Origin of the sequence: Pseudomonas sp. EL_65y_Pfl2_R95, from assembly GCF_963971045.1 — a bacterium.
Classification (GTDB): domain Bacteria; phylum Pseudomonadota; class Gammaproteobacteria; order Pseudomonadales; family Pseudomonadaceae; genus Aquipseudomonas.
In genome coordinates, this window is record NZ_CAXAOV010000005.1 from 84,879 (window position 1) to 106,826 (window position 21,948).

Here is a 21,948-nt window from a genome sequence, read left to right on the forward strand (position 1 = left end):
AATGCGGCGCTTGTCCGCCAGCACATTGCTGTTGCAGATTATTCAAGGTCGGCAATGGCGAGCAACATGCACAATCAATGTTGCATCGCACCATGCATCAAGTGGGCAGCAGTATCAGCGACTGCTCAGCACCTGGGCGATACTCACGTTGTAAGCGACAGGCTGTTTAGCCTTTACCTCGGCTTTAAAAAACCAAGCGCTACTCAGAAACACGGCAACAAGCGACAGTGTAATTAGGCGATTGCTCATAGGATGGTTCTCCCCTGTTAGGGATTTAGTTGTTATTTGAGCTAAATAATCGCACCCAACCTCGGGCAATAATTGTCATTGCCCGTCAGCGAGTTGTCATTTAATGACAGCCATACCCCGGTGATGGACCCAGAACTCAAAAAAGCCCCCAACTTTTTCCAACCCCTTCGGGCACTTGCCTTTAAAATGCTCAGCATCCTCGCAACCGTCGTGATTTATGAACCCTGCCGCGCTTGACACGCTTTTCAACCACCTGACCGCCGCCCTTGACCCAGCCCCGGATGAAACACGGCGGCTGTTCCATGGCCGTGGCCGTCTGTGGGCTGGGCTTGAGCACGTCACGGCAGACTGGCTGCAAGCTGTGTTATTGGTGTCACTGTTTCGCGAGCCAGAAGCGGCTGAACTCGCATCACTCAAGCAAATGCTGTTGGCACTGACCCAGTCGCCCACTTGGCAAGCCAGCCAGGGGAAAAGCCTGTTGCTGCAGCATCGCTACCTGCCGGAAAGCAGCATCGAAGTCATCCAGGGCGAGATGGTTGATGAATGCGTCATCAGCGAAGACGGTTTGCGCTACCAACTTGACCTCGGTAAAAAACAAAACAACGGCCTGTTTCTTGATATGCGTTACGGCCGCCAATGGGTGCGTGAACAAGCGCAAGGCAAGCGGGTGCTGAACCTCTTTGCATATACCTGCGGTTTTTCTCTGGCGGCAGTTGCCGGGGGCGCGGAACATGTGGTCAATCTGGATATGGCCCGGGCGGCGCTCAGCCGGGGCCGTGACAATCACCGCTTGAACCAGCACGACATGAGCCGAGTCAGCTTTCTGGGCCATGAACTGTTCAAGTCGTGGGGCAAGGTGAGCAAGCTCGGCCCTTATGACTTGATCATTATCGATCCGCCTTCGTTCCAGAAAGGCAGCTTTGCCTTGAGCAAGGACTATCAGCGGATTATTCGGCGCTTACCGACACTGCTGACTGAGCACGGCACCGTGCTGGCCTGTGTTAATGACCCGGATGTGGGCCCGCAGTTCTTGATTGATGGCATGGCGGCCGATGCCCCAAGCTTGCAGTTCGAGCAGCGTTTGCCGAACCCGCCAGAGTTCGCCGACAACAACCCTGATAGCGGCTTGAAGGCATTGGTCTTTAACTGCGTCCGGTAGTTGGATGAGGTTTTATTAACCCACCCCTCACGTGCCGGAGCCACCGGCAAAGTCCGTCCGGAAATCGACCTCACTGATGCTATCGGCAGTCACCAACTGGTTGCGGCCTTGTTGCTTGCCATAATACAAACGCCGGTCAGCGCAACGATAAAGTCGATCGAGACTGTGCCCATCGCTTGGCCACTCAGCAACGCCGAAAGTGGCCGAGAGTGGAATTTCCTGGTTGCCGTAGGCCAAAGGAGAACTGGCGAGCTGCTGACGTAAATCCTCGACCAAGGGTTTGGCGCCGTTGAGGTCGGTATTGCGCAGCAACAAGCCAAACTCTTCACCGCCTAAACGACCCATGCTATCGGTGACCCGCAAACGCTGCAGAATCGAGGTGCACAGGTGCTTTAGCGCCAAGTCACCCGCCACATGCCCCCATTGGTCATTGACCTGCTTGAAGTGGTCGACATCCAGGATCACCAGGACAAAGGACAACTTACTGCGCTCAGCTTCTTGAATGCTGCGTTCCAACGCCTGCTGAAAACAGCCACGGCTTTCGACGCCCGTTAAGGCATCGGTCTGGGCCAGTCGCTCAAGTTGCCGATAGGCTTGCGCCCGCAGGCTCTCATAGATGTGTACGAAGACAATAATCAGCAACCCGCAGAGCATGGCATTGCCAAGGTCAATCATCCCGCCAGCATCAAGGGTGTAACGGTGTTGCTGGAAGTACAGCAGCGTCGACACCAGCATAAATGGCACTGATACAAAAAAGCCATGCACCCGCCCCAGCAGGAGATAGCTGAGCAATGGGATCATGTAGATCCAGACAAAGGCAGACGCCGATGCATTGGGCATGACGATGATGTAAACCAAGAACGATGAAGTCGGCAATACGTAAACGTAGACCCAAGGCATCAAGTGGCGCACATAAATGATATGCCAGCCGCCTATCACTAGCAGCACTGAAGCACAGACTTCGAATAAGGCGAATAAATGGTTACCCGCCAGAAACTGCAGCAACGCGAAACCACTTAAGGTAATGCCGGTCGCGATAATAATCACGCGCAGCATTCTGCGCTTGCTCGCGTCTTCGATCCCCGAAGCCAGTAGCTCTTTATTTAGCGGGGGTTGGGGCCGCAACAGTGACATCGGTTTATCCTGACCGCATGGGTAGTTTCCCCCAGTTATAGCACCGCGAAAGCGCCATAGGAACAAATTGCCACTACTAAAACAGTGCTTTTGAGGGCGTCTTGATTTGGGATCGTCTCGCATCACGCGCCAAGCGCTGAAGAAAAAGATACCGAGCAGAGGCTTCGCACCATGAGCCAGAGATGTCGCGGCAACTGCGCTTATGGATCACATAAGCGCAGCCCTACCCGCTAACAGCTAAACCGCATAGCCCAGTACGCGAGGTAACCATAGTGCAATTTCTGGAAATACCGCGACCAACACCAGCGCACTGCCCATCACCAGCACGAATAACAGCGCCCAACCGACGGTTTGCTCAAGCCGTATCTTAGCGACTTCGGCAGTCACCATCAGATTAATCGCAACCGGTGGCGTGAACTGACCAATCGCAATATTCATCGCCAGGAGAATACCGAACCACACCGGATTCCAACCGAAGTGCTGCATCACTGGAATCAGGATGGGCATCAGGATCAGGTAGATCGATATCGCATCGAGCAACATGCCCGCAAGCAACACGGCGACCATCACCAGTATGAGCAGCACTGTGCTGTTGTCTGACAGCGAAATCAGCCATTCAGCCAAATGACGGAATGTGCCGAGCATCGTGCCCGCCCAGGCAAATATTCCAGCGAGGGCGATAATCAACATCACCACGCCCGAAATCATTGCTGCTTCGCCACAGAGCTTCCACAGGCTTCGCAAGTCGAGATCACGGGTGATAAACAAGCCGATCGCCACACCATAGGCCACGCCCACAACCGCCGCCTCAGTCGGCGTAAACAAACCGCTGCGCAGACCACCCAGAATAATCACTGGGGCAAATAGCGCGGGCAACGCTTGCTTGAAGCTTGCCCATTTTTCGGGACGCTCGGCGCTATCCGGGGACTCCCAACCGTAATGACGCGACAGCAGCCACGCTGGCAACAACAACACCAGCCCGGCGATGATTCCCGGAAACAGTCCCGCCGCGAACAACGCGCGCAGGTCCACGCCCGGTACGACGATTGAATACAGGATCAAGGCAATCGAAGGCGGAATAAGAATCGCAGTCGAGGCGGATGCGGCTATCAGCGTTGCCGAAAAAGGCTTTGGGTAACCGGCCTTGGTCATGCCCGGCAGCATCACCATTGCAACCGCAGCGGCATCCGCCGGCCCCGAACCGCTCATGCCGCCCATGATCAGGCAGACCAGAATCGCCACCAGAGCCAAGCCGCCATGGCGGGGCCCGATCAGCGCTTGGGCAAAGCGCACCAAACGCAAAGCCACTCCGGCTTTCTCAAACACCAGGCCCGTGAGGATAAACAGCGGAATTGCAATCAAGGGGTACTTGGCAACGCCGTTATAAGTGTTGGTGCCCAGGGTTGCCAACATGTCGGGTGACAACCCGGTCATGATGCCGATAGCGCCAGCAAGCCCCAAGGAAAAGGCCACCGGTACGCCGAGCACCAGGAAGCCAATAAAGCTGACAATCAACCACAGATCAGGGCTCATCGCTGAGTCTCCCGCGCAGTCGATCAAGGGTCATCTGGGTCAGTCGAAAGGCCATTAATAACGCCAGCACTGGCAACCAGACCACATACCACCAGTTGGGCAGCCCCAAGCCCGGTGATTCAGAGTCCCATTGATACTCCTCAAGCGCAAACTGACCGCCGTACCAAACAATCAAACCCAGCACGGTGACAGCCGCCAGCCACTGCAAGTAGATCAGCGGTGTGCGCAATCGCGGAAACATCCGTTCAAGCATGCCAATGCGAATATGCCGATTATGTCGCAACGCCGCAGAGGCACCGGCGAAGGTCAGGATAACGAGCAAGAACACTGAAAACTCTTCAGTGAAGGCAAAGGACGCATTGGTGAAATAGCGCACCACTACGTTAGCCAGGCTGATCAAACTGATGATTACCAGTGCCAGCGTCGCCAGCGCACGCTCCAGGCGTGCGTCCGGTTGTTTATTCATATACACCTCAAACACCCTTGGGCTGAAGTGCCCAAGGGTCACACAGGATCAGGGTTTAGCGATGGCGTCTTCGGCCGCTTTCATCAGTTCCGGGCCGATTTTCGGTGCCCAGTTCTGCTTGACGCTTTTCGTTGCTTCAACAAATGCGCTGCGCTCAGCATCGCTCAGCTCGACAACTTCAACACCGCGTGAACGGATATCAGCCAAGCGTTGTGCTTGCTGACCACGGGACAGTTCTGTCTCCCACTTGCCGGCATCCAGTGCCGCTTGGCGCAGCAACTCACGGTCAGCCTCTGGCAAGCCCTTCCATACACGCTGGTTAACCGCAAAAATCAACGGGTCAGCCATGTAGTGCCACAACGTCAGGTACTTTTGACCGACCTGATCAACCCGCGCCACATCGAATACCGAGATCGGGTTTTCCTGGCCATCAACCGCGCCTGTGGTTAGGGCAGGCTTGGCGTCTGACCAGCTCATCTGCGTCGGGTTAGCCCCCAGTGCAGTAAAGGTGTCCTGGAAGAGTGGCGAACCTACTACCCGGATTTTCAGACCGGCGAGATCCGCTGGCGCACGCAATGGCTTGACGGAGTTAGACAGTTCACGAAAGCCATTCTCGCCCCAAGCCAGGGGAACAATACCGCGCTTCTCGATTGCGCCGAACGCCAACTTGCCCGCCTCGCCCTGCGTAATCGCATCAAGGTCAGCGTTGTCCTTCATCAGGAAAGGCACAGAAAACAGGTTGAGCTCAGGCACCTGAGGCGACCAGTTGATGGTCGAGCCAACAGCCATGTCGATCAGCCCGGAGCGCATGGCCGAAAACTCTTTGGTCTGGTCACCAGCCACCAGTTGAGCATTGGGATAGACCCGCAATGTGATACGCCCTTCTGAGCGCTCTTTAACCAAGTCCGCCCACTTCTGCGCGGCTTGTCCCCAAGGGAAAGCATCTGAAAGGACGGTTGAAACGGAGTATTCGCGCGCCTGGGCAGTCATCGCAACAGATAAAGCAGCGGCAGTCGCCAGCAGCGTAAAGCAACGGGGAAATTTCATCGGGCATCCTTGATGTGGATCGATATCGTTTTATTATTGAGGGCTCGAGGCTCGATCACAGCAGTTAAAGCCATGAGCGGCAGATCCAACGGCGAGCGGATGATTCGCCTGAGTGTGCCGGGTTGGCACCTAGTGCACGCACTTAAACCGCTCATTTAACCTTGTGAGTTGTGAGCGGCCTGCTAGCGGCTAGCGCATAGCCTGCTAACTATCTCAAATGCCTGCACAAAGCGCCATTATCAAAAGGGATGATGCGCATCCTTTGGACAACCTGGAACCAGGCTGGCCATAATCGCCGGATTGTTTTATCAGGATACTGCTGGCGATGACCATTTCCCGCGAAGACCTCGATCACGATGGCTTGATCATCGGCGTCTCCCCCGAGCGCTTTCGCGCGGTGGCCATGCCGTTGTTATTTGACCATCTCAATGCACAGTGCGAAGGCACCATTGCGGTGAATCGCCAGGCGCGCATTGTGTGGATCAACGACAAGTATGCGCAAAAGGTCGGCATCAGCGATGCGCGCAGCGTATTGGGTAAGCAAATTGAGGAGGTGTTGCCCGCCAGCAAACTGCGCGAAGTGGTGGAAAGCGGTCAGCCGAGCATGCTCGACCTGATGGCATTCGGCGAGGAGCACTTTGTGGTCACCCGGATTCCACTGTGCGATGAGGATGGCACCTTGGTCGGCGCGATCGGCTTTGTGTTGTTCGACCGCGCTCGCCACCTAAAGCCCCTAATGGCCAAATACAACATTCTGCAGAACCAATTGCGCGCCACTCAACATGAGCTGGCCAAAGCTCGCCGGGCGCGCTACACGATCGCCGGTTTTATCGGTTCGAGTCATGCTGCCAGTGAGGTTAAACGTCAAGCCCGACGTGCCGCGCAACTGGATGCAACAGTCTTGCTACGCGGCGAAACCGGCACCGGCAAGGAATTACTAGCCCAAGGCATTCACAACCTTTCGCCACGGGCCAACGGTCCCTTTGTCGCGGTCAATGTGGCGGCAATTCCGGAAACACTGGTCGAAGCAGAACTATTTGGTACCGCACCCGGCGCTTACACCGGTGCGGATCGCAAAGCACGTATAGGCAAGTTCGAGCTGGCCGATGGCGGCACCCTGTTCCTCGATGAAATCGGTGATCTGCCCCTGCCACTGCAAGCCAAGTTGCTGCGCGTGCTGCAAGAGCAAGAAGTGGAACCGCTGGGCTCGAACCAGGTGAAGCCCTTGAATGTGAGGGTTATTGCGGCCACCCATATTGATCTGGAAGCCAAAGTAGCCAGCGGTAAGTTCCGTGACGACCTGTACTACCGACTCAATGTGCTGAGCTTGAATGTAGCGCCACTGCGTGAACGCCAGGAAGACATTCCAGCACTGATCGAGCACCTGCTGGATGACATCGCCAATCGCTCAGGTCAGGCGCCAATGGAGCTGACGAATGAAGCCCTGCAACTGCTGACCAAGCAACTTTGGCCCGGCAACGTGCGTGAACTGCGCAACTTGCTTGAACGGGTGCAACTCGCCGCTGAAGGGACTTTGCTTGATGCACAACTGATTCGGCCGTTACTCAATCCGTCAGCTGTGAACACCGCTGTACCGGCAAGCGCGCCAACTCCAATGCAACTGCCCAGCCAAACCCAACCAACTCCATTGGCTCAGAGCCTTGCCCACGCCGAACGCTTAGCCTTGCAGGCCGCGTTGCTCGCCTGCTCGGGCAACCGCCGGCAAACGGCAATTCACTTGGGCATCTCCCGCGCCAGCCTTTACAACAAACTGCAACTCCATGGCATGGTCGAACGATAGCCACGCCCGCCGAGCAGTGTCCAATAATATGGACACTCATCGTTGTGAGCCTTCCAACATTCCAGACATGTCTAAAAAAGTAGACACTCAAGAGGATGAAGAAGCCTGACAGCGAAGCCACTCAATACGACTATGCCTCTACAAGACCCCCATGCTTGAGCCGCGCAGCTCGAATTCAACTAAAGTCGGAAACAACTTGGCACATGTTTCGCTCTAGTAAAGGTACGGTGTGCGTATGCCGGTTTGTAACGCGCAACCATGATCGGCCCGCCCTAGAAAGTGGCGCCTAAAACAACAACAAAAAGGAATGACCTATGGGTACCCTCGGTATTCTGATTTCTCTCGCACTGTTGATGTACCTCGCGTATCGCGGCATCAACGTGCTGATTCTCGCCCCATTGCTTGCCCTGCTCGCCCTGCTGTTTTCCGGCGAGGCCAGCATGCTGCTGCCGACTTACACCCAGATATTTATGAAGGCCATGGGTGGCTATGTCATTCAGTTCTTCCCTCTGTTCTTGCTCGGGGCGCTATTCGGCAAGTTGATGGATGACTCCGGCTCTGCCCGGGCAATTGCCCATGGCATTGTCGAAAAGGTTGGCAGCGAACGGGCGATTCTGGCCATTGTGCTGGCCTGCGGGATTCTCACCTACGGCGGGGTGTCGTTGTTCGTGGTGGCATTTGCGGTCTACCCGATTGGCGCTGCCCTGTTTCGCCAGGCTGGCATTCCCAAGCGCTTGATTCCCGGCGCAATCGCCTTGGGTGCATTCACCTTCACCATGACTGCACTGCCGGGCACGCCGGCGATTCAAAACGCCATCCCAAATCCATTCTTCGGCACCGACGCCTTTGCTGCGCCGGGGCTTGGGATCATTGCAGGCTCAATCATGTTTGGCTTGGGCACTCTGTGGCTAAACGCCCAAGCGCGCAAACTCAAAGCCGCGGGTGAAGGCTACGGCGAACACCAAGACGATCCAATCATTGAGTCGCACGCCTACACACCGAGTTTCTGGCTGGCGCTGCTGCCGATTTTGCTGGTGATCGGCTTGAACTTCTTGATGGCCAAGCAAGTGCTGCCCAACATCGACGCCAGCTATCTGGCCAAGCCTGAGTTTGGCGGCTTGGCTGATGCCAAATCGTTAATCGGTATCTGGGCGATTATTGTGGCTTTGGCGGTCGCGGTATTGATGCTGATTGTGATCCATTGGCGGCGCTGGATGGACCTGAAGAAAACCGTCAACGAAGGTTCATTTGGTTCCATGCTGCCGATTTTGAATACTGCAGCGGAAGTGGGCTACGGCACCGTTATCGCCTCACTCGCCGGTTTCGTGGTGATCCGCGATCTGGTCCTCGGCGTCTCGGATAACCCACTGATCTCTGAAGCGGTGGCCGTGAACATTCTCGCCGGCATCACCGGTTCGGCATCCGGCGGCATGTCAATCGCCCTGAAAACCCTCGGCGAGCAGTATATGACGCTAGCAACCGCCGCCGGCATCAGCCCGGAGTTGTTACACAGAGTCGCAGCCATGGCTTCAGGCTGCATGGATACCCTGCCGCACAACGGCGCGGTTATCTCGCTGCTGGCGATTTGTAAGCTGACGCACCGCGAGTCCTACAAGTATATCTTCGTCAACACTGTGGCCTTCCCGATGGTCGCACTGGTAGTAGTCATCACACTCGGCACCTTGTTCGGCAGTTTCTAAACCACACCCATGCCGGGCCAACGCGGCCCGGCATAACGGCTGAACTGCTGCATTCCCCCCTTAGCTTTCGAGTATTCACCATGAGTAAAGTCATGAGTGCAGCCGCAGCCGTGGCGCGCATCACCGATAACAGCAATATCGCCACCGGCGGTTTCGTCGGCATCGGTTTCGCTGAAGAAATCGCCATTGCCCTGGAGCAACGCTTCCAGCGCGAACAAAGCCCCCGCGACCTGACACTGGTGTACGCAGCCGGCCAAGGTGACGGCAAGCAACGCGGCCTGAATCACCTGGCCCATGAAGGCTTAATCCGTCGGGTCATTGGTGGGCACTGGGGCCTGGTGCCTGGTTTACAGAAGCTTGCGGTGGATAACCTCATCGAGGCTTACAACTTACCGCAGGGGGTCATCTCGCAATTATTCCGTGATATCGCCGCTGGCAAGCCCGGCCAACTGTCGAAGGTTGGACTTGGCACCTTCGTTGATCCCGACTTTGGCGGCGGCAAACTCAACCAGCGCACCCAAATTGATCTGGTGCGCAAAATGCCCATTGATGGTCAGGATTATTTGTTTTACCCGACCTTTGCCATTGATGTCGGCATTGTCCGGGCGACCAGCGCTGATGCAGACGGCAACCTGAGTTTCGAGCGTGAAGCCCTAACCATTGAAAGCCTGGCGATTGCCATGGCGGCGCATAACAGCGGTGGTTTGGTGATTGCCCAGGTCGAACGAATTGTCGAGCGCGGTACCCTTAACCCGCGTGAAGTAAAGATTCCGGGAATACTGGTGGATTGCATCGTGGTGTCGTTGCCGGAAAATCATCAACAGACCTTCGCCACAACCTATAACCCAGCCTTTTCTGCCGAAACGCGCGTACCCTTCGACAGCCTTGCGCCTCTGCCGCTTGACGTGCGCAAGCTGATAGCCCGGCGCGCAGCCATGGAGCTCAAGTCAGGGGCGGTGGTGAACCTGGGAATCGGCATGCCGGAAGGGGTTGCGGCCGTTGCGGCAGAGGAAGGCATGATCGATAAGCTCACCCTCACCGCAGAACCCGGAGTGATTGGTGGGGTGCCCGCTTCTGGCCTGGATTTTGGCGCCGCGAGCAATCACAGCGCCCTGCTCGACCAGCCTTATCAGTTCGATTTCTATGACGGTGGCGGGCTTGATCTCGCCGTACTTGGGCTGGCCCAAGCGGATGCCGAAGGTAATCTCAATGTCTCCAAATTCGGCAGTCGTCTGGCAGGCGCTGGCGGCTTTATCAATATCAGTCAAAATGCCAAGCGCGTGGTGTTTGTCGGCACCTTCAGCGCTGGCAAGCAAGACATTCAGATTGCCGAAGGTCAGTTGAAAATCAATCAGGACGGCGATATGTGCAAATTCGTCGAGCAGGTTGAACACCGCACCTTTGCTGGACAACTTGCCGCGCAGCGCCAGCAACCTGTGCTTTACGTCACAGAGCGTTGTGTATTCCAACTGACAACCGAAGGTTTGGAGCTGATCGAGATCGCGCCGGGCGTAGACCTGCAACGCGATATTCTGCAGCGCATGGCATTTGCTCCCATCGTCCGGGAACCCCGGCTTATGGATGCCCGGCTGTTCAGCCAAGATCCTATGGGCCTTATAACAACCTTGAGTTAGCGGCTGAACAGCGCCCACAAAAAACCGCACATACGGTGCGGTTTTTAAGTCGCTAATTGATACTTAGCGTTTGGCGATAATCCACACAGCGTGGACGATGCCCGGAATATAGCCACACAGGGTCAGCAAAATATTCAGCCAAAATGCGCCACCCAAGCCAACTTGCAGAAAGACGCCAAGTGGCGGCAGCAGGATAGCAATCAAAATTCGGATCAGATCCATTGAAAAACTCCTTTTCGAAAAGCCCAGCATCGGGTACGCATATTATGACCCGCTATCACCGCGACAGTTCAGCCTGCGTGCTGATTTAAAGGCGCCGGAAAATAAACGGCGCCCAGCAAATAAAGGATGAACGCCTGCTGGGCGCACGCAAAAATTGCCCTAAAGTCGTGATCGGTTTTCTGTTTTCGGCTGGGATTCTTGCCTACCGAACTGCTGCTTGAATCGCTCAATTACAGCCACTACACCGACAATTTTATCGTGAATAGTGGGCGGTTTAAGCGCATGAGTCGTGGACGCGCCGGGCAGGCCTAGCGGTACAGAAAAGGCCAGTGCAAACAAGATCTCCGATTGCGCCTCATAAAGCCCTTCAGATTCGAGCTGTTTCGCCGGATCGAACAGGTCAGACGGAGTGAGGTTGTATAGGCTCATGGTGTTCTCCTTTGATGTCACTTGAGAGAGTGATTAGGAGGCAGTTCAGCAAAAAAGGTACAGCAAGTACCGTTGCGCACAGGCTTAGCCAGTAGATTGTTATTGCTTAACTATCGCCAGCGCAGATGACGATTTAACTGCACAGTCCACTCATATCGACTCAAGGTCAACCTTTGCCTAATACGACTGTCAAGGTTATGTCGCTATAGTTTGCTTTACTGCACCTGTAGACACCTGTTCCCTCATCAGCAGAGAGATTTTCTATGAGCAAGCAATACACCGTTGCCGTCTTGGTCGGCAGCCTGCGCAAAGCTTCAATTAATCGCAAACTTGCACTGGCCCTGGCTGATCTGGCTCCGCCTTCCCTGCGACTGAATATCGTCGAAATCGGCAATTTGCCACTGTACAACGAAGACATCGATGTCGATCCGGCACCGGACACCTACACCGAGTTTCGCAATGAAGTGAAAGCGGCTGACGCGCTGCTGTTCGTCACCCCCGAGTACAACCGTTCAGTACCGGCGCCGATGAAGAACGCCATTGATGTGGGCTCACGTCCCTATGGCCAGAGTGCCTTCGGTGACAAGCCCGGCGCCGTGCTGAGCGCATCACCGGGTGCTGTTGGCGGTTTTGGTGCCAACCATCATCTGCGTCAGTCACTGGTATTTCTCAATGTACCGGTCTTGCAACAACCTGAGGCCTACCTTGGCGGCGCGGGTAGTTTCTTCGATGAGGACGGCAAGCTCAGTGACGGCGTAAAGCCTTTCTTGCAGAAGTTTATCGACGCCTTTGCTCAATGGGTTGAGCAGCACTACAAAGCCTGAGGCATGTTGCAATAGCTGCGTCGCAGTCACGCTGCGACGTTACTTGCCAGACTTGGGGGCGGGTGATAGCTGAAAAGCATATCCCAGAAAAAAGAAAACCCCGCTTTAAAAGCGAGGTTCATGCAGACTGTTTCCGATCATCCTTGATCCGCTTGCCATCCTGGCAGGCAATCCATCGTATCCATGATAGTAATTCGCGCTTCCTGCGCTACGTCCACACCCCATAAGTTACGCGATACCCACGTTGGGCAATAGTCGTAAAAGGCGACACGGTGTGTAAGCATTCTCCTACACTTACCCAACCAAGCATTCGCTTGGCTTGCATTTCAGTGGGAAAATGCCCACATTCATCTTGTCCTACAAAAACTATAAAGCTGACCATGCCAAGCCTAAAAATACTTCTGCTAACCGCACTGTCTTGCTTAGCCTGCAACCCCAGCTGGGCGAATCCTACCGGGGGACAAAAACAAACAGCTGACCTCAAGGCTGCCGAACAATTGCTGTGGAAAGAGCTCTACGCTGGCGGTGGAACCACGCTCTATTGTGACCAGACATTCAGCCAACAGACCGGCCTGTATACGGTGAGTCAGATCTACAACACCAAACAACTCAAACGCGCCTTACGCTGCAGCACGGACAACCAATGCACCGTGGTCAATCCGCGTTACCCCTATATGAAGGCTGATCTGCACAACCTGTATCCGGCGTTAACCCGGGCCGAGCTGGTGCGGCGCAATGCCCAATTTGGTGATTTGGATGACAGCGCCGCCAATAAACTTGCCGACATTGGCTGCCAGATGCAGGCGACCTTTCAACTGGTAGAACCCCGTGATGAGGCCAAGGGCAACATTGCCCGGGCGATTTTCTACATGGCCAGCGAGTACGACTTGCCAATCATTGGCTCCGTACAGATGTACAAGCAGTGGAACCAGATGGACCCGCCTGACGCGGCCGAACAAGCCCGCAACGATAAAATTGGCGAACTGCAAGGCACCCGCAATCCGTTTATTGACAACCCTTCACTGGCGGCCGGCATCAGCAATAACTAGCGCGTCTCGAGAATTAAAAAACCCGCCGAAGCGGGTTTTTTAATTGCTACGAGCTGCCGCTTAAAATTGCTCAGCGTTGAGCAGATACAGACTTTCACTGCCGGCTTTAACCGACGCACTCAATGAATGGATGCGTGGCAGGATCCGCGCGAAATAGAAGCGTGCAGTGCCGAGCTTGCTGGCATAAAAATCATCTTCGCCCTGCTTGCTCAGCGCCGTGCGCGCCATCAATGCCCACATGTAGGCATACGCGGTGTAACCGAAGGCGTGCAAGTACTCAACCGAAGCTGCACCGACTTCATTCGGGTTGGTCTTGGCGCGCTCCAGCAGGTCTGCGGTCATTTGCTCAAGGATGCTCACGGCGCCCTTCAGTGGCTCCACGAACTCAGCCAGCGAAGTATCTGCTGAGTCGGTGAAGGCTTTCATTTCGTCGGCAAAGTGCTGGTAGAAAGCACCGCCGCTGCCAATGACCTTCCGCCCGACCAGGTCGAGCGCCTGAATACCGTTGGTGCCTTCGTAGATCTGAGTGATACGGCAGTCACGAACCAACTGCTCCTGGCCCCATTCACGAATAAAACCATGACCGCCAAACACCTGCTGGCCATGGATAGTGGTTTCCAACCCAACATCGGTGAGGAAAGCTTTGGCCACCGGTGTCAGCAGGGCAACCAACTCTTCAGCACGCTTGCGCGTGGCTGGCTCTTCACTGAATTTAGCCGTGTCGAGTTGCATTGCCACGTAGCTGGAGAATGCACGACCGCCTTCGTTCAGCGACTTCATGGTCAATAGCATGCGACGCACATCGGGATGCACGATAATCGGGTCAGCGGCTTTATCGGTGGCAACCGGGCCAGTTGGCGCACGGCTCTGAATACGCTCGCGGGCATATTCAATCGCGCTTTGATAAGAGCGTTCACCGGTCGACAGGCCTTGGATACCAACGCCGAGGCGCTCGTAGTTCATCATGGTGAACATTGCTGCCAGACCACGGTTCGGCGCGTCGATGATGTAGCCGGTCGCACCGTCAAAGTTCATCACGCAGGTGGCTGAACCCTTGATGCCCATCTTGTGTTCGATTGAACCGCACGACAGGCTGTTGGCTTCGCCGAGCGAGCCATCGGCGCCCACCATAAACTTTGGCACCAGGAACAACGAGATGCCTTTCGGGCCAGCAGGTGCATCCGGCAGCTTGGCCAGCACCAGATGGATAATGTTCTCCGTCAGGTCGTGCTCACCGCCCGTAATGAAAATCTTGGTGCCGCTGACTTTATAGCTGCCATCAGCCTGTGGTTCAGCCTTGGTGCGGATAATGCCCAAGTCAGTCCCTGCATGTGGCTCGGTCAGGCACATGGAACCCGCCCAAACACCGGCGTACATATTTGGCAGGTACTTTTCTTTAAGCTCTTCGCTGGCGTGCGCGTTGATCGACAAGCATGCGCCTGCGGTCAGCATTGGGTACAGGCCAAACGACAAGTTGGCCGAGTTGACCATTTCTTCGACCTGAGCCGAGATCACTTTAGGCATGCCCATACCGCCGAACATGGCGTCGCCGCCCACACCGACCCAGCCGCCTTCAGCGTAGGTTTTATAAGCTTGCACAAAACCATCCGGGGTTTTCACCGCGCCGTTGGTCCAGGTGCAGCCTTCTTCGTCGCCACTGCGATTAAGCGGCGCGATGATGCCGGCAGTGACTTTGCCAGCCTCTTCAAGAATTGCGTTGGCGGTTTCTTCATCAACCACTTCAGCCAAAGCCGGCAACTCAGCCCACAGCTTGGATACTTCAAATACTTCGTTAAGTACAAAACGCATATCGCGCAGGGGGGCTTTGTAGTCCGCCATGGGGTCATTCCTCAAAACTTGAATACAGATTCGTAACAGTCTTTCGAGTGTACCCGAACAACTTTAACGACACATAGGGTCGGGTTGTGACCGATAATTCACAAAAGGTTTGCAGCTTATTGAATTAAAAAGACCCGCCGAATGGCAGGTCCTGGTCAGCGCGGCCGTTGGTCAGAACGCCAGACTTTCAGCGCTCATATTCATCAGGCAATCACTTCCGGCTTGAGCTGCCGCAAGATGACTGGCCGTGCGTGGCAGCAAACGCTTGAAGTAAAACTCACAGGTTGCCAGCTTGGCTTGATAGAACTCAGCATCGTCACTGCCTGACGCAAGTTTTTCCGAGGCAACCAAGGCCATGCGCAGCCATAAATACGCGAGAATCACGTAGCCCGAGAACATCAGGTAATCCATGGATGCAGCACCGACTTCATCCGGATTCTTCATCGCGGCAATGCCAATCTGCTGGGTCAACTCACCCCATTGTTTGTTCAGGCTGGCAAGCTGGCTGACATAGGCACTGAACTCACTGTTAGCGGCTTGCGACTCGCAGAACTTATGCACAATCTTGGTGAAACCACGGAGCAGCTTGCCTTGACTGCCAAGCACTTTGCGCCCGAGCAAGTCCAGCGCCTGAATACCATTGGTGCCTTCATAGATCGGCGCGATACGGCAATCACGCACCAGCTGTTCCATGCCCCATTCACGAATAAAGCCGTGACCACCAAAGACCTGCATACCATGGTTGGTCACCTCCAGCCCCGTCTCGGTCATAAAGGCTTTGCAGATGGGGGTAAGGAAGGCCAGTAGATTTTCCGCCTCTTCCCGATCTTCAGCACTGTCGCTGCGGTGCGCCTGATCAAGCAGTTGCGCGGTGAAATAGGCCAAGGCCCGATTGCCTTGATTGAAGGCTTTCATGGTCAGCAGCATGCGCCGCACATCAGGGTGAACGATGATTGGATCGGCTGCTTTGTCCGGGGCTTTCGGTCCGGTGAGCGAACGCATCTGCAGACGATCATTGGCGTATTTAATCGCCCCCTGAAAACTGGCCTCACCCAGGCACAGGCCCTGCATGCCAGTGCCTAACCGTGCATGGTTCATCATGGTGAACATGCAGTTAAGGCCTTTGTTTTGCTCACCAATCAAAAAGCCGCGGGCGCTGTCAAAGTTGATCACGCAGGTGGCTGAAGCTTTAATGCCCATTTTGTGTTCGATGGAACCGCATGACACGCCGTTACGCTCACCCGCCTCGCCCGTTGCCGCGTCGGGAATAAACTTAGGCACGATAAACAGCGAAATACCTTTGGTACCCGCAGGTGCATCGGGCAATTTAGCCAGCACCAGGTGGACGATATTTTCGCTCATATCGTGCTCACCGGCAGAGATGAAAATCTTGCTGCCCGTTAACGAATAGCTGCCATCAGCTTGGGGCACTGCACGGGTTTTAATAATGCCCAGGTCCGTGCCGCAATGCGCTTCGGTCAAGCACATGGTGCCGGTCCAGGTGCCTTCGGTGAGCTTGCTCAGGTATGCCTGTTTCTGCGCTTCTGTGCCGTGGGCGTGGATCGCCGACATGGCGCCATGGGTCAGCCCAGGGTACATGCCCCAAGAGGTATTACTGGCACCGACCATTTCACTGATCATCAGCCCCAGCGAGTGCGGCAAGCCCTGACCGCCGTAGGCGGGATCAGCTGCCAAGCCATTCCAACCGCCTTCAACATAGAGGGCAAAGGCTTCTTTAAAGCCATCAGGGGTTGTCACCACGCCATTATCGAATTGGCACTCTTGCTCATCACCGGAACGGTTGATCGGCGCCAGCACCTGCTCGCAGAATTTGGCGCCCTCTTCGAGAATCGCGCTGACCATATCCGGCGAGGCATCGGTCGCACCAAGCGCTGCATAGCTTGTATGGAAATCAAAAACTTCATCGACCAAAAAACGCATGTCGCGCATGGGCGCTTTGTATTCAGGCATGTTCGCTCTCCATCAGCAGGCGCGCAGGGCGCGTAATAATGAATCCACGCTACTGCGTCATACCGCGCCGGGCAATCAACCTCACCTCGATGAATGCGCTGCCATAAATTAGCCGGTCGCTGCAAACAAAACACCCCGCGCTAGCTTGGCCAGGGCGGGGTGTTTGATCAGCTGCTGAATCAACCTGAAGGGCTGACCCAGTTACGACCATTTAAAGAGTCGATTAAAGCTGAGGACCGGCGTTGCGGATTGCATCCGACACGTCGAACTTGGCGAAGTTATCGACGAACAGCTTGGCCAAGCCTTTTGCAGCTTCATCGTAGGCGTTTTGGTCAGCCCAGGTGTTGCGTGGGTTGAGCAAGTTGGTTTCAACGCCCGGTACCGATTTAGGCACGCTCAGGTTGATGACTGGCAAATGCTCGGTTTCAGCACCAATCAACGCGCCGCTCTGAATAGCCGCAATCACGCCACGGGTGGTTGGAATGTTGAAACGCTTGCCCACGCCATAGCCACCGCCAGTCCAACCGGTATTAACCAGGTAAACCTTGGAACCGAAACCCTGAATACGCTTGATCAGCAGTTCAGCATACTCACCTGCAGGGCGCGGGAAGAATGGTGCACCGAAGCAGGTTGAGAAGGTCGACTTGATGCCGCCGCCCGAGCCCATTTCAGTGGAACCCACCAGTGCGGTGTAACCCGACAGGAAGTGGTAGGCCGCTTGCTCTTCATTGAGGATCGACACCGGCGGCAGTACGCCAGTCAGGTCGCACGTCAGGAAGATCACAGCGTTGGGCTCGCCACCGAGGTTTTTCTCGGAGCGCTTTTCGATCAGTTCCAGCGGGTAAGCCGCACGGCTGTTCTGGGTCAGGCTGTCATCGGCGTAGTCAGGGGTGCGGTTTTCGTCGAGTACGACGTTTTCCAGCACGGCGCCGAACTGAATGGCTTTCCAAATGACCGGCTCGTTCTTCTCGGACAAGTCGATGCACTTGGCGTAGCAACCGCCTTCGATGTTGAACACCACGCCTTTGCCCCAGCCGTGTTCGTCGTCACCAATCAGGTAACGGCTTTCGTCTGCAGACAAGGTGGTTTTACCGGTACCAGATAGGCCGAAGAACAAGGTCACATCGCCTTCTTCGCCAATGTTGGCCGCGCAGTGCATTGGCAACACGTCAGCTTCCGGGAGCAAGAAATTCTGCACCGAGAACATGGCCTTCTTCATTTCGCCGGCGTAACGCATGCCCGCGATCAGCACTTTCTTGGCAGCAAAGTTAAGAATAACGCAGCCATCGGAGTTGGTGCCGTCACGCTCAGGCACACACTCAAAGTTAGCCACGTTAAGGACTTGCCACTCATCACGACCGGCTGGATTGTATTGTTCAGGATTAATGAACAGGCAACGACCAAACAGGTTCTGCCAAGCAGTCTGGGTGGTCATTTTAACGGCCAGGTAGTGAGCGTCAGCCGACCCTACGTGAACGTGGGATACGAAGCTGTCCTGAGCGTCGGAGAAGGCTTGAACGCGATCCCACAATGCGTCGAACTTATCGGCTGGGAATGGGCGGTTGATCGCGCCCCAAGCGATTTTCGACTCAGTGCTCGGCTCTTGAACAATGTAACGGTCAGCAGGCGAACGGCCGGTACGGTGACCAGTGCGAACCACCAGAGAACCGTTATCGGCTAATTCGCCTTCACTGCGACGCAGAGCCTCTTCAACCAGTTGGGCGGCGCTGATGTCGGTGTACACGGCGTTATTGGCTTGCGTCATGTGAGTCCCCGTCGGCCGGCTGGCCGATTCCTTCGTGCGTTTTGTAGTAGGGCGTGCACACTACTACATAGAAAAAAGTGCGCCGGATTATGCCAGAAAAGAAACTAAAAAGTGCAGCCTCTGATCAGAACAAATCGGCACATTATGGGTGTTCGCCGCTATGAGGATCCCCTGAAAAACCTGTCGCTCTTCAGTGTGTTCCTTTAGTGACGGGTGTCTGACGGCGACTGACTTCCGCCACCGGCAAACAATTGAGCTACGTCTGCCGCGTCAAATGAATAACGCTGATTGCAGAACTGACAGTCAATAACCACACTGCCGTCGTGCTCATCGAGCAACTGCACGGCGTCTTCCTGACCTAAACTGACCAGCGCATTGGCTGAGCGTTCACGCGAACAGCTGCAACGAAACATTAAAGCGCGAGGCTCGAAGACCCGAAGCGGCTCTTCGTGATACAAGCGGTGCAGCACGGTTTCGTTGTCCAGGCCCAGCAATTCTTCGGTTTTCAGGGTATTTGCCAAGGTCGAGATATGCTGCCAACTGGCTTCACGGCCCTCGGCATCCTTGATCCTGTCGGCGGGCAATTGTTGCAGTAGCAGGCCGCGCGTACGGTTGCCATCGGCACTTAACCAGAATCGAGTCGGCAATTGTTCGGATGTGGCGAAATAGTTCGAGAAGCAATCAGCAAGGGTATCGCCTTCCAGGCCGACAATGCCTTGATAACGCTGGCCCTTGGTCGGGTCGATCGTCATCGCCAACATGCCTTCGGGCATCAAGTCGCGCAGCCCAGCATCAGCGGATATTTGCTCTTCATGGTAGCGGGCAATACCGCGCAGTTCTCCCGCGCTGGAGCACTCAACCATCAGCAATGGCACCGCGCCTGAAGAGCGCGCCTGCAAAATGAGCAGGCCATCGAATTTCAAGGTACCGATCAACAACGAGGCAGCAGCCAGCAGTTCGCCGAGCAACTGGGCGACGGGTTGCGGGTACGGGTGCTTCGCCAGGACATGGCTATAGGTGTCAGTCAGGCTGACCATTTCACCGCGGATATCGGTGTCGTCGAACAAAAAGCGTTGGGTAGAATCTGACATGCCTAATTCACAAACAGTGACCGGGCCAAGGATTTTAGGCGCAAATGGTCAACTGACCAAGGGCCTCTTATCTATCGTTGCCGACAAAAAAGCCTATTACAGCCTGCAAAGGTGCCTGCTTAACCCTTCAGTCATCCTGATTATCGCGAAACTGATGGATCTGCCGGCGCTGTTTTTTGCTGGGCCGGCCGTCCGTTTGCATGCCTAAAGCACCGGCTTTACGTTGCGCCGCAGCCTTCTCGCGTCGCTCAATGCTATCTGCTGTCTCGCTGTAAAGGGCTTGCGCTTCGGGCGCACCGCGACGCACGACTGATAAGGCTTGAACTATAATCGTACGTTCGTCAAAGCCATTGCGAATCACCAGTTCATCGCCGACCTTCGGCTCTTTGCTGGGTTTGCAGCGCTCTCCACGATGATGAATTTTGCCACCTTCAATTGCAGCTTTGGCCAGCGCTCGGGTCTTAAAAAAGCGCGCGGCCCAGAGCCATTTGTCCAAACGGACTTTATCGTCATCTGTTTTGTTCATTATTTACTCAAAAACAACCTTGTGCGGTGAATATTGCCTGATGCAGTTGTCACACAGCACTACTAGAATGCCGGGAATTAATGCAGGCGCACCCTATTGAAGACATTTGACCAACTCAACGTGATCGGTTTACGCGAATGGATCAACCTTCCTGACCTGGGAATGATTGGTATCCGGGCTAAAATTGATACCGGTGCCAGCACCTCAACCCTACATGCGTCGGATATCCAACCTTTCGAGCGCGACGGTGAGGATTGGGTACGTTTCACCGCACACCTAGGTACTTTGGTGCAAAGTCGGCATCGCTGCGAAGCGCCGCTGGTCACCGTTAAACGGATCAAAAGCTCCAATGGCCACGCGCAAAATCGTTATGTGATCAGGACTAACCTATCCCTCGGCGATCGGGTCTGGCCAATAGAATTCACCCTCGCGTGCCGGAAAACCATGCGTTACCGGGTTTTACTCGGCTCCAAAGCGCTGATTACGGGCCAACTTGTGGTCAATCCAGCGCAAACCTACGTCCAAGACAAACCTTCGCTTAACGACCTCTCGGGTGCTCAATGAAAATCGCTGTGTTGTCGCGCAATCCGCGACTTTATTCTACCCGTCGTTTGGTTGAGGCTGGCCAGCAGCGAGGCCACGAAATGGTGGTCATCGACACCCTGCGCGCCTATATGAACATCGCCAGCCACAAGCCGCAGATCCATTACCGTGGTGCACCGCTTGAAGGGTTTGATGCGGTCATTCCGCGAATCGGTGCCTCAGTCACGTTTTACGGCTGTGCCGTGCTGCGCCAGTTCGAAATGATGGGTGTGGTGCCACTCAATGAATCAGTCGCCATTGCCCGCTCACGGGACAAACTGCGCTCCCTGCAATTGCTTTCGCGCCGCGGCATTGGCTTGCCGGTTACTGGCTTTGCCCACTCCCCGGACGATATCCCGGATTTGATCCACATGGTCAATGGCGCGCCGTTGGTGATCAAAGTGCTGGAAGGCACCCAAGGCATCGGTGTGGTGCTGTGCGAAACCGAAAAAGCCGCTGAATCGGTGATTGAGGCGTTTATGAGCCTCAAACAAGACATCATGGTGCAGGAATACATCAAGGAAGCGGGCGGTGCGGATATCCGCTGTTTTGTCGTGGGCGACAAAGTTATCGCGGCGATGAAGCGTCAGGCCAAACCCGGTGAGTTTCGCTCCAACCTGCACCGTGGCGGCTCTGCCAGCCTGATTAAAATCACCCCCGAAGAGCGCATGACCGCGATTCGGGCGGCGAAAGTCATGGGGCTTAGCGTTGCGGGCGTGGATATCCTGCGTTCGAATCACGGGCCATTGGTGATGGAGGTTAACTCATCGCCAGGGCTCGAAGGCATCGAATCAACCACTGGCAAGGATGTCGCCGGGATCATTATTCAATACCTGGAAAAGAACAGCAGCCCACGCCTGACCCGCACCAAAGGCAAAGGCTAAGGCTGGTGTGTTGGCGGGCAACCTTGCCGTTGTTCGCCCAACT

General features: G+C 55.3%; 19 protein-coding genes. 8 read left to right on the forward strand and 11 right to left on the reverse strand.

The window, feature by feature from the left end; genetic code table 11:
• Positions 1-466 precede the first annotated feature (466 nt).
• Positions 467-1,408 (forward strand): class I SAM-dependent methyltransferase, encoded by a 942-nt coding sequence (locus AACY09_RS16200; protein ID WP_339489478.1) that lies wholly within the window; start codon positions 467-469, stop codon positions 1,406-1,408.
• 27 nt (positions 1,409-1,435) lie between these two features.
• On the opposite strand, the gene AACY09_RS16205 is transcribed toward AACY09_RS16200, so the two are convergent.
• The 4 genes from AACY09_RS16205 to AACY09_RS16220 all read right to left on the reverse strand — a co-directional run bounded on the left by AACY09_RS16205 (position 1,436) and on the right by AACY09_RS16220 (position 5,588).
• Positions 1,436-2,542 carry a GGDEF domain-containing protein gene (locus AACY09_RS16205; RefSeq protein WP_339489480.1) on the reverse strand — a complete coding sequence of 369 codons (1,107 nt, stop codon included), beginning with the start codon at positions 2,540-2,542 and terminating at the stop codon, positions 1,436-1,438.
• Positions 2,543-2,779: 237 nt separating this feature from the next.
• Positions 2,780-4,075: a TRAP transporter large permease gene (locus tag AACY09_RS16210; protein ID WP_339489481.1), complete on the reverse strand. Its 1,296-nt coding sequence runs from the start codon at positions 4,073-4,075 to the stop codon at positions 2,780-2,782.
• Positions 4,065-4,541 (reverse strand): TRAP transporter small permease, encoded by a 477-nt coding sequence (locus AACY09_RS16215; RefSeq protein ID WP_339489482.1) that lies wholly within the window; start codon positions 4,539-4,541, stop codon positions 4,065-4,067. Before AACY09_RS16215 ends, AACY09_RS16210 begins: the two co-directional genes overlap by 11 nt.
• 48 nt (positions 4,542-4,589) lie before the next feature.
• Positions 4,590-5,588, reverse strand: a complete 999-nt coding sequence (locus tag AACY09_RS16220) for a DctP family TRAP transporter solute-binding subunit (RefSeq protein ID WP_339489483.1) — start codon at positions 5,586-5,588, stop codon at positions 4,590-4,592.
• A gap of 325 nt (positions 5,589-5,913) precedes the next feature.
• Between AACY09_RS16220 and AACY09_RS16225 the strand changes: the two genes are divergently transcribed.
• From AACY09_RS16225 to AACY09_RS16235, 3 genes are all read left to right on the forward strand, one after another.
• Positions 5,914-7,389 carry a sigma-54 interaction domain-containing protein gene (locus tag AACY09_RS16225; protein ID WP_339489484.1) on the forward strand — a complete coding sequence of 492 codons (1,476 nt, stop codon included), beginning with the start codon at positions 5,914-5,916 and terminating at the stop codon, positions 7,387-7,389.
• Positions 7,390-7,703: 314 nt separating this feature from the next.
• On the forward strand, positions 7,704-9,089 hold the full coding sequence (locus AACY09_RS16230) for a GntP family permease (protein ID WP_339489485.1): 1,386 nt from the start codon (positions 7,704-7,706) through the stop codon (positions 9,087-9,089).
• Between the two features lie 80 nt (positions 9,090-9,169).
• Positions 9,170-10,723, forward strand: a complete 1,554-nt coding sequence (locus AACY09_RS16235) for an acyl CoA:acetate/3-ketoacid CoA transferase (protein ID WP_339489486.1) — start codon at positions 9,170-9,172, stop codon at positions 10,721-10,723.
• Positions 10,724-10,786: 63 nt separating this feature from the next.
• Here the strand turns inward: AACY09_RS16235 and AACY09_RS16240 are convergent, their stop codons facing one another.
• Both AACY09_RS16240 and AACY09_RS16245 read right to left on the reverse strand, forming a co-directional pair.
• Positions 10,787-10,945, reverse strand: a complete 159-nt coding sequence (locus AACY09_RS16240) for a YqaE/Pmp3 family membrane protein (RefSeq protein WP_010485985.1) — start codon at positions 10,943-10,945, stop codon at positions 10,787-10,789.
• Positions 10,946-11,104: 159 nt separating this feature from the next.
• A complete protein-coding gene (locus tag AACY09_RS16245; protein WP_339489487.1) occupies positions 11,105-11,374 on the reverse strand; it encodes a hypothetical protein in 270 nt (89 codons plus the stop codon).
• 263 nt (positions 11,375-11,637) lie between these two features.
• Between AACY09_RS16245 and AACY09_RS16250 the strand changes: the two genes are divergently transcribed.
• Together AACY09_RS16250 and AACY09_RS16255 are read left to right on the forward strand one after the other, a co-directional pair.
• Positions 11,638-12,198 carry an NADPH-dependent FMN reductase gene (locus AACY09_RS16250; protein ID WP_339489489.1) on the forward strand — a complete coding sequence of 187 codons (561 nt, stop codon included), beginning with the start codon at positions 11,638-11,640 and terminating at the stop codon, positions 12,196-12,198.
• 380 nt (positions 12,199-12,578) lie between these two features.
• The gene (locus AACY09_RS16255; protein WP_339489490.1) at positions 12,579-13,247 is read left to right on the forward strand and encodes an endonuclease; all 669 of its coding nucleotides are present in this window, start codon (positions 12,579-12,581) and stop codon (positions 13,245-13,247) included.
• 60 nt (positions 13,248-13,307) lie between these two features.
• On the opposite strand, the gene AACY09_RS16260 is transcribed toward AACY09_RS16255, so the two are convergent.
• The 5 genes from AACY09_RS16260 to AACY09_RS16280 all read right to left on the reverse strand — a co-directional run bounded on the left by AACY09_RS16260 (position 13,308) and on the right by AACY09_RS16280 (position 20,439).
• Positions 13,308-15,086, reverse strand: coding sequence for an acyl-CoA dehydrogenase C-terminal domain-containing protein (locus AACY09_RS16260; protein WP_339489491.1), 1,779 nt, complete (start codon positions 15,084-15,086; stop codon positions 13,308-13,310).
• A gap of 171 nt (positions 15,087-15,257) precedes the next feature.
• Positions 15,258-17,057 carry an acyl-CoA dehydrogenase C-terminal domain-containing protein gene (locus AACY09_RS16265; protein ID WP_339489492.1) on the reverse strand — a complete coding sequence of 600 codons (1,800 nt, stop codon included), beginning with the start codon at positions 17,055-17,057 and terminating at the stop codon, positions 15,258-15,260.
• Between the two features lie 223 nt (positions 17,058-17,280).
• Positions 17,281-18,822, reverse strand: coding sequence for a phosphoenolpyruvate carboxykinase (locus AACY09_RS16270; RefSeq protein ID WP_339489493.1), 1,542 nt, complete (start codon positions 18,820-18,822; stop codon positions 17,281-17,283).
• Positions 18,823-19,025: 203 nt separating this feature from the next.
• Positions 19,026-19,913 carry an Hsp33 family molecular chaperone HslO gene (gene hslO / locus AACY09_RS16275; RefSeq protein ID WP_339489494.1) on the reverse strand — a complete coding sequence of 296 codons (888 nt, stop codon included), beginning with the start codon at positions 19,911-19,913 and terminating at the stop codon, positions 19,026-19,028.
• A gap of 127 nt (positions 19,914-20,040) precedes the next feature.
• On the reverse strand, positions 20,041-20,439 hold the full coding sequence (locus AACY09_RS16280) for an RNA-binding S4 domain-containing protein (protein WP_339489495.1): 399 nt from the start codon (positions 20,437-20,439) through the stop codon (positions 20,041-20,043).
• A 96-nt stretch (positions 20,440-20,535) separates the two neighbouring features.
• Here AACY09_RS16280 and rimB point away from each other — a divergent pair, with 96 nt between their 5' ends.
• Together rimB and rimK are read left to right on the forward strand one after the other, a co-directional pair.
• On the forward strand, positions 20,536-21,003 hold the full coding sequence (rimB, locus tag AACY09_RS16285; protein ID WP_445323860.1) for a retropepsin-like aspartic endopeptidase RimB: 468 nt from the start codon (positions 20,536-20,538) through the stop codon (positions 21,001-21,003).
• Positions 21,000-21,905 (forward strand): 30S ribosomal protein S6--L-glutamate ligase, encoded by a 906-nt coding sequence (gene rimK, locus AACY09_RS16290; protein WP_339489496.1) that lies wholly within the window; start codon positions 21,000-21,002, stop codon positions 21,903-21,905. Before rimB ends, rimK begins: the two co-directional genes overlap by 4 nt.
• Positions 21,906-21,948: the final 43 nt, after the last annotated feature.